The organism is Streptomyces sp. CB03238, from assembly GCF_002099185.1.
In the GTDB taxonomy this organism is placed as follows: Bacteria; Actinomycetota; Actinomycetes; order Streptomycetales; family Streptomycetaceae; genus Streptomyces.
Genome location: NZ_NBCN01000023.1, coordinates 69,567 through 81,603 on the forward strand (window position 1 = coordinate 69,567; position 12,037 = coordinate 81,603).

The 12,037-nt window shown below is 67.8% G+C and carries 10 protein-coding genes and 2 pseudogenes; 6 read left to right on the top strand and 6 right to left on the bottom strand.

Annotated features, from left to right (window positions below):
- Positions 1-63: 63 nt before the first annotated feature.
- A complete protein-coding gene (locus BKD26_RS31485; protein ID WP_084905339.1) occupies positions 64-795 on the bottom strand; it encodes a hypothetical protein in 732 nt (243 codons plus the stop codon).
- Between the two features lie 672 nt (positions 796-1,467).
- On the opposite strand from BKD26_RS31485, the gene BKD26_RS31490 reads away from it, so the two are divergent.
- From BKD26_RS31490 to BKD26_RS31500, 3 genes are all read left to right on the top strand, one after another.
- On the top strand, positions 1,468-2,112 hold the full coding sequence (locus tag BKD26_RS31490; protein WP_084905341.1) for a dihydrofolate reductase family protein: 645 nt from the start codon (positions 1,468-1,470) through the stop codon (positions 2,110-2,112).
- 607 nt (positions 2,113-2,719) lie between these two features.
- Positions 2,720-2,917, top strand: coding sequence for a DUF4241 domain-containing protein (locus tag BKD26_RS41705; RefSeq protein WP_241518941.1), 198 nt, complete (start codon positions 2,720-2,722; stop codon positions 2,915-2,917).
- A 785-nt stretch (positions 2,918-3,702) separates the two neighbouring features.
- Entirely contained in the window at positions 3,703-4,266 is a 564-nt protein-coding gene (locus tag BKD26_RS31500) for a peptidase inhibitor family I36 protein (protein ID WP_241518942.1), read from the top strand.
- 146 nt (positions 4,267-4,412) lie between these two features.
- Here BKD26_RS31500 and BKD26_RS31505 read toward each other — a convergent pair.
- The 3 genes and pseudogenes from BKD26_RS31505 to BKD26_RS31520 all read right to left on the bottom strand — a co-directional run bounded on the left by BKD26_RS31505 (position 4,413) and on the right by BKD26_RS31520 (position 7,776).
- Positions 4,413-5,146: pseudogene (locus tag BKD26_RS31505) on the bottom strand (adenosylcobinamide amidohydrolase).
- A gap of 466 nt (positions 5,147-5,612) precedes the next feature.
- A complete protein-coding gene (locus tag BKD26_RS31515; RefSeq protein ID WP_084905347.1) occupies positions 5,613-6,557 on the bottom strand; it encodes a hypothetical protein in 945 nt (314 codons plus the stop codon).
- A gap of 766 nt (positions 6,558-7,323) precedes the next feature.
- Positions 7,324-7,776 carry a PRC-barrel domain-containing protein gene (locus tag BKD26_RS31520; protein WP_084905349.1) on the bottom strand — a complete coding sequence of 151 codons (453 nt, stop codon included), beginning with the start codon at positions 7,774-7,776 and terminating at the stop codon, positions 7,324-7,326.
- A 569-nt stretch (positions 7,777-8,345) separates the two neighbouring features.
- Here BKD26_RS31520 and BKD26_RS39440 point away from each other — a divergent pair.
- Together BKD26_RS39440 and BKD26_RS39890 are read left to right on the top strand one after the other, a co-directional pair.
- Positions 8,346-9,446: a hypothetical protein gene (locus BKD26_RS39440; RefSeq protein WP_179166773.1), complete on the top strand. Its 1,101-nt coding sequence runs from the start codon at positions 8,346-8,348 to the stop codon at positions 9,444-9,446.
- Positions 9,443-10,324, top strand: coding sequence for a hypothetical protein (locus tag BKD26_RS39890; RefSeq protein ID WP_143662735.1), 882 nt, complete (start codon positions 9,443-9,445; stop codon positions 10,322-10,324). The genes BKD26_RS39440 and BKD26_RS39890 overlap by 4 nt, the downstream gene beginning before the upstream one ends.
- An 81-nt stretch (positions 10,325-10,405) precedes the next feature.
- Here BKD26_RS39890 and BKD26_RS39445 read toward each other — a convergent pair.
- Positions 10,406-10,507 (bottom strand): annotated as a pseudogene (locus BKD26_RS39445) (IS5/IS1182 family transposase); the annotation flags it as partial.
- A gap of 381 nt (positions 10,508-10,888) precedes the next feature.
- Positions 10,889-11,083, bottom strand: a complete 195-nt coding sequence (locus BKD26_RS31535; RefSeq protein WP_084905356.1) for a hypothetical protein — start codon at positions 11,081-11,083, stop codon at positions 10,889-10,891.
- Between the two features lie 515 nt (positions 11,084-11,598).
- Here BKD26_RS31535 and BKD26_RS31540 point away from each other — a divergent pair.
- Positions 11,599-11,973, top strand: coding sequence for an STAS domain-containing protein (locus tag BKD26_RS31540; protein WP_084905358.1), 375 nt, complete (start codon positions 11,599-11,601; stop codon positions 11,971-11,973).
- Positions 11,974-12,037 lie beyond the last annotated feature (64 nt).

A 12,037-nucleotide genomic window follows, 5' to 3' on the forward strand; every position in this document is an offset into this window, starting at 1 on the left:
GTCCTGCGTCGCCGACCGAACCGCTTCCCGCCCGCGCGGCCTGGCCCGCGCGGGCGGTCGCGGTCAGACCGGCGACGCCCAGGCCGTGGTGAGCCCCTCCAGCCACACGGGCGGCAGTTCGGCGGCGTCCCACTCCTCCCGCAGCGCCGCCGGCGCCGTGACGAGTCGTTCCAGTACGGCGACGCTGGTGGGGGAGTGGACGAGGGAGAAGCGGCCGTGGATCGCGATCGTGCTGCCGGGCCCGTACTGCGCGTACAGCCGTTCCAGGCGTGCTCGGTTGGCTGAGACGAACTCCGCCAGCCGCCCCGCGTACCCGGCCCGCTGCCGGGAACTCATGGTGCCCAGGACGGCGGTGAGCACCTGCTCGGACACCTCGGGATCGAGGTCGGAAACGGTGGTGAACGAGAGGTACAGAGGCATGACTGCCACCTTCGCTCGCTCCACCTGCATCCTCCTGACGGAAGGGCGGGCCTCCGGCGAAGGGGCCGACGGATCCGAGGCCACGGCGTGCTGCAGCGCTCGTTCGGCGAGGTCCCCGAGCCGGTCTGTGACGGTCTGCGTCCCGTCGAGCCAGCCGGACTCGTACAGCTCGCCCTTCTCCCCGGGCGCGCTGCGCCCCACCGTGCTGATCTCCTTGTGCGCGAGGGCGAGGGCGCCGGCCTCGACCAGCCCGATCAACTCTTCCGCGTCGCCGGAGAAGACCCCCGCCCGGGCGAGGAGTTCCAGCAGCGTCCTCTTCGCGTTGATGACGCTGACCTCGTCCAGCTGCTGCCGTCCGTCTTCGGCGGCGTCCATGGGTCCTCCTCGTCGCATGGGCTGTACGGTGCGCGTACGCGGAACGCGCCGTTCGAGGGTTCAACGCTCGGTGGCCGGACTGCACTCCCACGTCGAGCGCGGCGCGCGGAACAGGCGGCCATGTGGCGATCGCTCCTGCTCGACCCTCGCGGGGCACAGCCTCTCACGTAGCACACGCCTCTCCCGAAACACCACCAGCGCTGCGTCCGTGCTCGGCGCTCTCTGCGCAACGTCCGTCACGGCCCCTCCCTCCAGGCGCCGTCGCCGACCTGCTTGACATTCCTCCCGGCCCTGCGGCACCCGGACGATTCGGACGTGACGCCCCGGCCACCTCCGTGCTGATCGTCAGACCGCAGCCCATGCGAAGCCCGAGACCGTCGATCCATGACGGCTACGGGCCTCTGTGGTGCAGTCAGGACCGGGACGACTGAGAACGCGCCTGAAGCGAGCTGGCCCGTGGTGGAGTACCTGGATCTGCTCGACGCCTGCCGCCGGGACCTGACGGCCTTCCCTCGAGCCGTACGACCAGGAGGAGGCCGACCGCGTGCTCGCGCTGGTGCTCCGTCCGCCAGACCGTCCAGCTCCTGGAGCCCGCCCGGTCACGGACGCAGCGATGAGTTTTCGCGGCCCGGAGAGTCTTACCACCGTTGTCGACCACACAGGAGGAAACACGTGTCTCAGCTACTGAGAGTCCAGAACTTCAACGTCTCGAGTGACGGCATCGGTGCCGGTGAGGACCAGAGCCTGGAGCGCCCGTTCGGCCACGTTGATCCCGAGAGGCTGTTCGCCTGGGCCGGTGCCACGGCGAGCTGGCCCATGCGTACCGACCCCGGGGGGAGCCGAGGCCTCGACGACTACTTCACGCGGGACTACGCGCGCAACATCGGCGCCGAGATCATGGGCCGCAACAAGTTCGGGCCCCAGCGCGGGCCCTGGCACGACCATGACTGGCGCGGCTGGTGGGGTGACGAGCCCCCGTTCCGCACCCCGGTGTTCGTCATGACCCACCACCAGCGTCCTTCGTTCACGCTCTCCGACACCACGTTCCACTTCGTCGACGGCGACCCCGCCTCGGTCCTCGATCAGGCGCGCGAGGCGGCGCAGGGCAAGGACGTCCGGCTCGGCGGCGGGGTCACCACCATCCGGCAGTTCCTGGACGCCGATCTCGTCGACACCATGCACGTGGCGGTCTCGCCGGTGCAGCTCGGGTCCGGGGTACGTCTCTGGGAGTCACCCGACGAGCTGCTCGACCGGTTCCACCTGGAGGTCGTGCCCAGCCCGAGCGGCGTGACGCACCACCTGTTCTGGCGCAAGTGACACGAACTCGCCCGCAAATGTCGCACAGCCATATGGGCAGCCGGCCTGCTTGGCTGCCGTGCGGTTCGAGGGCAACGCCCAGCCGAACAGGTCCGGGTACGGCCCGCCGCGTGCGGGCGCCGCGGGCTGGGCCGCCGGAGGAATCCGGCGGCCCAGCGGTTGGGCACAGCGACGGTTGCTCAGGAGCGGAGCCCCAAGGCGAGCGCGGGCGGCAACTCGTCACGGTGCCCGACCCCGATATACGGCGTTGGCAGGTCCGCCCAAGGTTCGAAGACTGGCCGGTGGTGGCCGCCCGCTGGCGGGGGCTGCCGCGGCCCGTGGCGCTCCAGGCGGCGGCGCTCGACGCAGGCGTGGCGGAGACGTCCGGCGACGTGTCCGAGGCGCCCGCCACCTGCTGGCGCCCGCCCCGCCCCGCGCAGCCCGGGCCACTCGACGCGCTGTTCCGGCCCGGGACGCGTGTGACCGACGGGTACCACCCCGAGATGACCGTCGTGGAGCCGCGCCGGACCGGGACCCTGCGCGTGCCGAGCGGACTGCTTGCCGTCTCCGGGCCGGACAACCTCTCCGACCAAGGGCCCGCCATCACGGTCCCTGTCCCGCCGGGGGAGTGTACTTCCTGCGTACTCAGGACGAGGCATCCGGCGGCGAGCTGGTCGCCTTCGCGACGACCGGCGACGGTACCTACCCCGTGTGGGTGGGGCGCTCGGCAGACGGGGATGTGGCCGAGGTGGTGGTGCTGGTGGAGGGGATGCCTACGGTGCTCCAGGACGGGATTGCCGACGGAGCGGAGGCGGCGCCGGCGTGAGACCGGTGTGATACCGGTGAGGATGGCGTCCCGCCGGGTGGTGTGAGGGATCAAGGCACTGGGATTCGCAGGCCGGAGGCGGGGTTCCACCGCGCGAACGGTCTGACTCGCCTCAGCAGGGCGCATCGTGGGCCGCCGCTTCCGCGGCGATCGTCAGGGATTCAAACCGGAACGCGTAACCCTTGATCCCCTACACCACGATGCGGGGCACGACCCCGGTGAGCTCGCGTACTCAACTGTCACCAGCTTTCCTAGGGGTCCAGCCTGGTGGTGACCGCCAGTGGTCTCCAGAGGGGACACGTCGTGCGGCGTCGCAAGCTCGCTGATGGCCATGCTCAAGGCTCGCCGCAACGGCGCTGATCCAGCCGAACCAAAGGGCTCAGGCGGCGGGCGGGCCACGGGCTTCGATGAAGAGCGGTCAGAGCGGTACAAGAAACGGAAAACCGCCGACCGGGTCATCAGAAGCTCAAGCACGCGCAAGCGGTTGCCACGTGCCGCGACAAAGCGCGTCTATGCCGTGACGGTCAGGCCTGCATGTGCCGGCACGCGCCAAAGTGCGGGCCGGCTTTGCTAGCTCCATGGCCATGCCCATCGCGGGGTCAAGACGACGGCACATGTGAGGAAGCCGATTTCCTTCTGTGGCCATGGCTTGCACGAATGCGCCATAGCTGGACGCGGCCCGTGGACCCTTCCGATCAGCCCGGCTCACACTGGTCCCTCCCCGTGCCAGGGGGCCAACCGAAAAATGGAGGAGCGACATGCGTACGAGGAAAGACCGTCGATTGATGCGCCTCGCCGTGGCCATTGCAAGCAGTACCGTCCTGCTTGCCGGCACGACGTTCGGAGCCCACACGGCAACCGCACTCGACCAGCCTGGGTTTGACGCGCAAGCCCATAAGGCTGGGCTCAGCAGTGCCCAGGCGGAAGTGTTACAGGCACGGGTGGACGCCGAGCTGGATCGCTTCGGCGGCACCCAGACGGCAGCAAACGAGATCCGCCTGCCGGATGGCAGCGAGCTGCTCCTGCCACTGCCGGGCGAGGCTCACGCACGCGACCTCGACGCTCCTGCGCAGGTGCGGGACCAGCGGGCTCCTTCCTCCTGTGGCTCGTACACCTTCTGCGCGTACTCCGGCACCAACTTCACCGGAACGGTCAAGCGGCAGCGACTGTGCAGCGAGCCCATCTCGATCGTCTGGAACGGTCCGGGTTCCTGGAGCAACAATCAGTCCAGTGGTACCAGGGCGCGCATGTACAACGGCTCTGGCCGACTGATCTACACGACGCCGGGCGCCTACTCGGAAGACCGCAACGGCGACTGGACACCGGTCGCCAAGGTCGACGCCTGCTGAACCTCGGGGGCGGGACTGCCGGAGAGCGCGGCCCTGCCGGCAGTTCCGCCGCTGGTCGCAGCCTGGTGCACAGACCTGCCCCTGCCGGTGGCGAAGCTGCAGCAGACGCGCATCGCCACCTTCTCAGTGCGGGGGCCTTCCTGCGCTTACGACACGGTGGGACTTCCTCCGGTGGTGGATTTCGGAAAGCGGATTCCTTGCGGGCAGCGGCTGCGACAGCAACCGCTGCGGCAGTGTCCGTCACGCATGATGGTGCCGCGTACGGCGTCGTGGGCGGCGAGGCCCAAGCGAGCGCCCCGCACGGAGCGCGGCCTGGCAAAGGCACGCGTTTCCTTATCGCCGCGGGGGCAACAGGCCGCTACGCAGACGGCATGAGTGGGAGTGCCGCAACAGTCGTAGCCGGTATCCAGCAGCGCCTGAACCTTGGCTTCGCTGGCAGGGGCACCGCGTTCACCAACGCTGCGTCGGTCAGCGCCACAGGCAGGGCGGCGACGATGTGATCGTGCCGGGCGCGACAGGCCGCAACAAGCCTTCGGCGGGGGCAGCCGCGTACACCTACGCCGCAGTCACCACGGCCTCGACGCCTGCGTCGTGCGCGTGGGCGTGGTTCGCGACGTCGGCGGCCGTCATCCGTCCGACTCCCGGCGCGAGCTCGCCCGCGGCACACGCCAGCTCGGGGGAGGTTCCGGTCTGGATCGGTGCGCCGGTAGCCGTGGCCGACCTGGGCATTGAGGACCCAGGTCCGCTCGCCGATCCCGCCACCGAGCACCGCGCTGCTGATCAACCGCCAGCTCAGGCCCACCCGCCACAGCAGGGCGTCAAGCCACTCGCCCCCCTCCGGTGTCTGTTCTCGGTCGCTCGCCCCTCGGACAGGCCACAATGGCCGGTGACCGCCGTAAGCGTCCCGTTCCACAGGTCGTCCGGTGAGTAAACCGGCTCCGCGGCGAAGAGTTCATTGCATGAGCGTGGACTCCACCGTCCGTGCCCACCAGCGCGCCGCCGACGCCCGCAAAAAGGGGGCCCAGCGGGAGAACCGGACGACCACGCCCTCGGGCGCTCCCGTGGCGGACTGACGACCAAAGTCCACCTGGCAGCCGACGGCCGGTGCCGTCCGCTGGGTACGAACCTGACGGTAGCCCCGGTCACCTCTGCCAGGGGAGCGCCTCAACCGATGCGATGTCACCCGCCGCCAGAAGGTTGAAGAGCCGGAGAATCTCCTCGCGGGCGACATCGCGCATCTCCCCCGGAGCCACCGAGTCGTCATCCGGGTTCTCCCCCGCCCATGACGTCGTACATGAAGTAGCTCATGGATCAATTACCTCATGCAGTGATCCAGAGGACACTGCCTAGTCGTCGGCGCCGTCGGGGAGGCCATCGTCCAGGACGATGCGAATGGTCTCGCCCCGGCCGGTGACGTTGGCGAGCTCGGCCGCGATGCGGTTGTAGGCGGTCGTCGCCAGCGCCCAGTTGGCGTCCAGTGGGGTGGCGGTGGAACGGGTGCTCCATAGCTTGATCAGCAGGGCGATGAGGGAGCGTCCGGACAGGACAGTCTGGACGCGCCCCTCCTTGATGTCCTCCACAGCGGGCGGGGTGCGGAAGTGGTCATGGTCGACGGCCAGGGCGGCGAGCCACTCCCAGGTGTCGCGATGCGCGACGAGCTCGGCGGAGGCGACACCGGCGGCCTTCAGTAGCAGGACGCCGTGGGCGACTTGCGGGTCCTCCAACCCACCTCCGGATGTCTGTGGCGCGGTGGGCGAGGCCTGTGCAGTGGCCTGTGTGCCGTGGTAGGCGGCTTCGATCGCGCGCTTGAGGGCGAGGTCCTGGTCGTCGTCCACGGCCTCGGGCTGCCGCTGCTGATCAGTGTTCTCCATGGTCTCCCCCTGTTGGTCCGTGCCGGCCTCGGTGTGGTGGTGTAGTGCGGTGACGGTGGGGCGTGGCTCAGGCCTGTGGCCGGTCGTGGTCCAGGAAGCGCCGGGCGGCTGGTGAGGGGAGGCTTCCGGGCTGACGTCATGGCTCGGGTCGGCGTACTGGGGCAGGACGAGGGCGCGCAGGGTGTCGGCGAGGTCGAGCAGATGTCGGAGCTCGGCCCGGGTCTCGTTCAGGTCCTTGATCATCCGGTCCTGGCGCCGGCGTACTTCCCGGTTCTCGTCGCGCAGTTCGGTGCTTCCTGTTTGGACGGCTTCCTGGATTCCTCGGCCGCATTGGGTGATTTCCCGGTGCAGTGCAGTCAGCCCTATTGCCGGGTCGTCGAGACGCTCCAGCTGTTGGCGGGTCTCCTTGAGTTCTGTCATCGCGGCACCGAACGCCTGTTTCCACCATACGTGACCACCTGATTACTCTGAGCTGATGACCGCTCGTATCTCCCCACAGGAACGTCGTATGATGCGACGATTTCCAGCCCTTCGCTGGCCGAGAGTGCCGTGCCGAGGGCCTTGAGGATCACGCCACACCTTCGGCCCTGCCTGGGACGGAATGGAGCAGAAGGGGCTGGTGTCGATCCCAAGGCCGACGTCCGCAGCCATGGCGTCAGCCGGACAGGCCTCGTGAGCGAGGCTGGACACTGCCCGACGGGGTGGACGACTGGATCCTCGGGCCTGCCGTCCCCCGCCTCCGGAACAGTCGTATCGCGGCGACGTCGAGTGCGTCGATCGCGATCTCCAGGACATGGACGACCGATCGTGGTGCCTCGGTATCGACGTCGGGGCCTTCGCCCCAGGTCGCCGAAGCCGCACGGCAAGGCATGCACCCTCGGGCACTAAACCACCCTTGATGCCCCTGCGCCGGTGATCTGGTCCCGCGACTGTGGCCGGCCCGGAAGCACGCCTGGAACACGGGTGAAGACAGCTGGCTGCCACCGACCCGATGCGATGTGTTGAAACCGCCCCCGCCCACATGGCGGGGGTCCGGTCGGCGTGGCCGGTGTTGCATGGCTCGTAGGGGAAGGGCGACCGAAGGTCTGCATCAGCCTGGGGGCGGGCCTGCACCCACGCTGTGGGCACACGTTGGAGCCGGATCCCGGTAGGTCTCCGGCTCCGTGCACGTCAGCAACGCCCGGACTCAGGCGCCGTCGTCCTGAAGGAGACGCAGCCGTGTTCGGGACTCCTCCCGTCCACAAGTGCCCGCCCGGATGTCTTCGGCCCGGTCCATCCGAGACCACCCGGAGCCCTGCTCCGCGTTCACCTGTTCACGTACGTCCCTGAGGCCGAAGCACGCAAAGAGCTTCTCCTCGTCTGCCACGGACAACACCTCCCGCCCCTGGACGTCCACCCTCGCTGCCGCCTCAATGGCAGCCATGGAGAACGGGACCTGTACACGGTCGCCGTCGTGCACGGCCTCCCTCAAAGGTACGAAGACGTCACCCGGCCCCGACGAGTCGCTGCGCACCCGCGCCCACTCTGCCCTGCCCGTGGTGTCGTCCAGCAGGACATGGACCACATCCCCGACCTTCACCCCATCCACGGCGTGGACCGGCTGTCGGGCCAGACCCGTGAGCTGCTCCTGGGAAATCACCGTTGCTCCTCAACCGCCCTGCCGCGACCTGTCCCGGCCCTCCTTGCCCAGACCCGCCCCTGCAAACGTGCCGAGGGGACGCGCGCCGAGCATGGACAAAGAAGAGGTCGTGCTGTCCGCTCCCGCGGGGTAAAGCTCTGGAGCCACGGGACCCACGTCCATCAGCTCACGCTTTTCCCACCGCACCCACCTCGGTAGCCGACTCACTCCGTGTGCATGCAGTAAGCGCTACCATGCGACGCATGGGTGTCTTATCGCGCCATACGATGCTCCAGCGGCCACTGTTGTCTGTGGGTATATCCCTCGCTCTCGTGGCAGGGACCGCGTCCTGTACAGGTGGCGACCCAGATGCGCCAGATACGAACTCCTCCACTGCACATACCGATCGGGGCATTCTCGGCGAGCGACTTGCCGGGGAATCACTGCGGCTGGGTGACAAAGACCCGCGCCGGTCCGTAGCCCTGGCGTTGGAGGCCGCTGGGCTGGCGCAAAGTCCCAAGGTCACCGTGGCCCTGAACAGACTGCGTAGTCCGCACCCCTTCACACGTCTCACCCTTGGACCCGCCGCGGTGAGCGCCCTGGACTACAGCGACGACGGGCGCTTCCTCATCGGCGGTGATACCGAGGGGCGGGTGCGGGTCTGGGACACCTACACCGGCGGTGCGAGGCTTTCGGCACGGGCCGGGGGCGCGGTCACCGAGGTCGCGTTGAGCCATGGCGGCAGGTATGCAGCGGCCCGGAGCAGCCAGGGCGGAGTTCAGGTGTGGGATCTGCGGCGGGGGCGGGTCGTGCGGACGTTTGCCGACGCCCCGGAACGAGCTGTCGGCCTCATCTTCATCAATGACTTGAAGGCTCTGGCCTTCGGCGGACCTGACGGCACAGTCCAGGTCTGGGGTGTGGAGCCGTGGAGTCACCGGACAACTGTGCATCCGGCCGGAGGAAGCGCAGCCATCACCTCGTTCTTAGGCCAGGAGACTTCGGTGTTCGCCACCGTCTCCCCGCAAGGCACCATCGATGTCTGGGACCTCGCTGACGGACGACGCCTCGCCACCACCCGTGTCCCCACACACCGCGCACGTACCACCGGTCCATATCACCTGAAGTCCGGACCCGATGATCCATCTGTGGTCTCCACCGGGCATGAAACGTGGACGATGTGGTTGCGGTCACTGATTCACGACGGGGGAATGGGCCAGGAGCCCAGGCTTGTGGCGCGAAGTGCCTTCCCTGCCTCAATCGTGCACGGCACGATCGTCGCTCCCGACCCGGCACGCAAAAGGGCCAAGCTGTGGCGCGTCACCGGGGCCGATCAGGCAGGCGACGCGGAAATCAACTATCTGTACTCAGCGTCGGTCAGCTCTCAAAACCATCGAGTTGCCGCGCTAGTTGTACCGCGCCAACCGAACAGCACCCTGCCAGGTGTCGGTGCACCACCCACACCGCTGCCGGCCGCCGTTGGGCTTTCCGATGGATCCGTCACCCTGTGGGACCTGTCGAAAAGCCCGCACCTGTCCCCAGGCACGAAAGCAGTCAGGGACGCGCTTCTCCAGCTGTGCTCGGCAACGCCGTTGATCCTTACCCGACAGGAGTGGAAGGAACTCATCCCTGAGCTGCCCTACGCACCCACCTGTATCGAGGTGATGAAAGAGCGCGGGGGAGACCTCAATTGAGCAACCCTGAATACGAGCCAGAGTCAGAGCCTGCAGAGCGCACCCTTTTTCAGCGGATCTTCCGTCGCCTCGGGAGTTGGTGGGCCCGGACCCGCCCCTGGAGAACGCGGCTCCGCCAGGACGGTCCCAGCAGCAAACGCGTGCAAGCCTGGGTGGCCGTCGCCGGCCTGCTCTCCGGACTGGTCTTCGGGGTGTGCAGCCTCCTGCAGGCGAACAGCGACGCGGAGGAAAAGGACAAGTTCAGCGTGCTACGACTCTCGGCAGAGAGCTCGCGCTCGATCGAGGTACAAAAACGCGACGAGAATACGGGCAGGCGCTACACCTCGAAGGAACACGCCACGGTCCTGCACCTGTACTTGAGCAACAACACGGACGACCTCAAGGTCTTCCAGAAGATCAAGGTCGTGACCAAGCTCTACATCGAGGTCACCGACTGCATCCGGGGCACTGGCGGACCGGTCCGCATCACCGACGGATACGACGTTTCCCTCCCCGGCCCGGGCGGGAACACCGTTGAACCCATCCTCTACCAACTGCCTCCCCGAGCGGCGGAGGGGATGGAGATCACGCTCGGGTCGCGTATGGAGGAGGAAGGCGTCTACGAACTCGAAGTGTTTCTGCACAATGGATCCGAATACCAAAGCGTGGGCACAGTAGCAGTGCCATCACCCCCGGACGTGAAGGACCTCTATCCGCTCGACCCGGATGTCCTGCCCATCAGTGAACGCCCGGATCCCGCCTGCGTACAGGAGCTGGATCAGAGACTTACGAACCTCCTCAGCCGAGGCGTCCCCGTGGCCAAAAGTGTGCGAACGCTGCAGAAAGGCGTGCACTCGACTGCTGAGGAGCTGGAAGGCGATGGCCAGGCGCTTCCCTAGCCCACCCGGCCCAGGGCCGGGCTTTCCTGAGCACCGAGGGTGTGGAAACGGGGAAGTGCCGGGTTTCGCCCGAGGAACGCGAATCACGGCCCGGATGCTGCGCATGCGCAGGTGCTGGCGGATTGCGCGGGAGGAGTACGCCTTGTCAACCAAGACCATGTACGGCCCGGGGCGAGGCCGTCCACGCCGTCGTGAACGCGCAAGTCGGCTATAAAGGCACCGGAGACCGGTGTCTCACCAGCCGGTCCGGTGGCCAGAACGAAGGCCAAGGGCCGACAGCGGGCATGGAGTGAGCACTGCTCCGACTGTGCTGTTGGTGGCCCACGTCCGCAGCCGGTCGTAGAGGCCTCGCCAGTTGCCGTACCTCTCCGGCAGATGGACCCACCGCGATCCGGTCTGGAACCTCCAGGCGATCGCGCCCAGCACCTCTCGGTGATCTCTCCACCGGCAACCCCGCCTCGGTGGCCGATCGGGGCGTAACGGCTCGATCCGCGGCCGCTGGGCGTCAGCCGACGGCACATACGGACCAACGATCGGAGAACCCGGTCGGGACGGTGCTGCTCGTCAGGTCGTCCGCCCTGTGCGGAGTCGCCGCACGTCCCGCACGAGCGCGTAGCAGGCGCCGAGGAAGATCACAGTTCCAGCTGCGATCCAGAGAGCCGAAGCCCCGGCGCGGTACTCACGAATGGCCCCGACGACCAGCAACACGCTGGCAAGGACACTGAAGCCGGAGATCAGAAGGCTGATGCGGTTGGTCACATGGACATCATCAACGACAACCTCGGCCAGCGGGAGTGATCGAGACGAAACGGCCCAGCCCGCACGCTCCATTCCGGCACGGGCTGAAGGAAACCTGTACGAACTGCGGTCTGGGCACCAGCTCGGACCGGGCGATTGGGCCATGGCGCAGCCGAGCCATCGTGCGTGTGGCCGCCCGGGGGCTTGGCTGAACAAGCCCGGCATCGGCATCTATGAGCCCTTCCCTCCGGGTCACCCACTTCTGAGCCAGCAGAACCTGGCGATCGAGCGGCGACACCGCCGCCGGCAACGTAGCTGACGTGCGCTCGGTCCAGGCCTACCGCCTACCGGCAGTCGTGGCGGCATGTGCAGCACACTGCTGCCGTGAGTGCGCCTGTTGTACGGGGGAATCTGCGACTGGAGCGGCAGCAGAGGACGCTTGTGCGACGGCATCCGGGCGCTGGGCCTCGTGCACGGCGGAATCCTGATGGGCAACCGCCTCCCCTGCCGCCTGATCCATCGGGCAGACTCTGGCTATGGACGTGAGTAGTGAAAAGCAGCCTCAGGACTCTCCTGGCCCCGGACAGGACGCCGACAGCCGAGCCTGCGTGCAGTACGCGGTTGGTGATGCGTGGGTCGTTGTCGCCCAGGGAGAAGTGGACATGACCACGATCGCTCCGCTCGCCGACGCCCTGAACCAGGCCGCCGCCTCTCACCCGACCGTGGTCCTGGACGCCTCCAGCCTGACCTTCGCCGACTCGACGTTCCTCAACTTGCTCCTGCACGTCCATAAGGCGACGTGTTTGCGGATCGCGGCCCCTACGCACCAGCTCATGCGGCTGTTCCAGCTCACGGCGGTGGACACCGTTCTCGACGTCCGAGCCACCTTGGCGGCGGCGACTCGTCCCTGACCGGTCCTCCAGCAGCCTCTTGTGAAAGGGATGCGCTGTGCCATGAGCCAGACCCGAACACTGG

Coding starts and splice junctions, on each gene's coding strand:
- BKD26_RS31515 (WP_084905347.1), bottom strand. CDS start 6,557: ATGACAGAACTCAAGGAGACCCGCCAACAGCTGGAGCGTCTCGACGAC.
- BKD26_RS31540 (WP_084905358.1), top strand. CDS start 11,599: ATGGACGTGAGTAGTGAAAAGCAGCCTCAGGACTCTCCTGGCCCCGGA.
- BKD26_RS31485 (WP_084905339.1), bottom strand. CDS start 795: ATGGACGCCGCCGAAGACGGACGGCAGCAGCTGGACGAGGTCAGCGTC.
- BKD26_RS31500 (WP_241518942.1), top strand. CDS start 3,703: ATGCGCCTCGCCGTGGCCATTGCAAGCAGTACCGTCCTGCTTGCCGGC.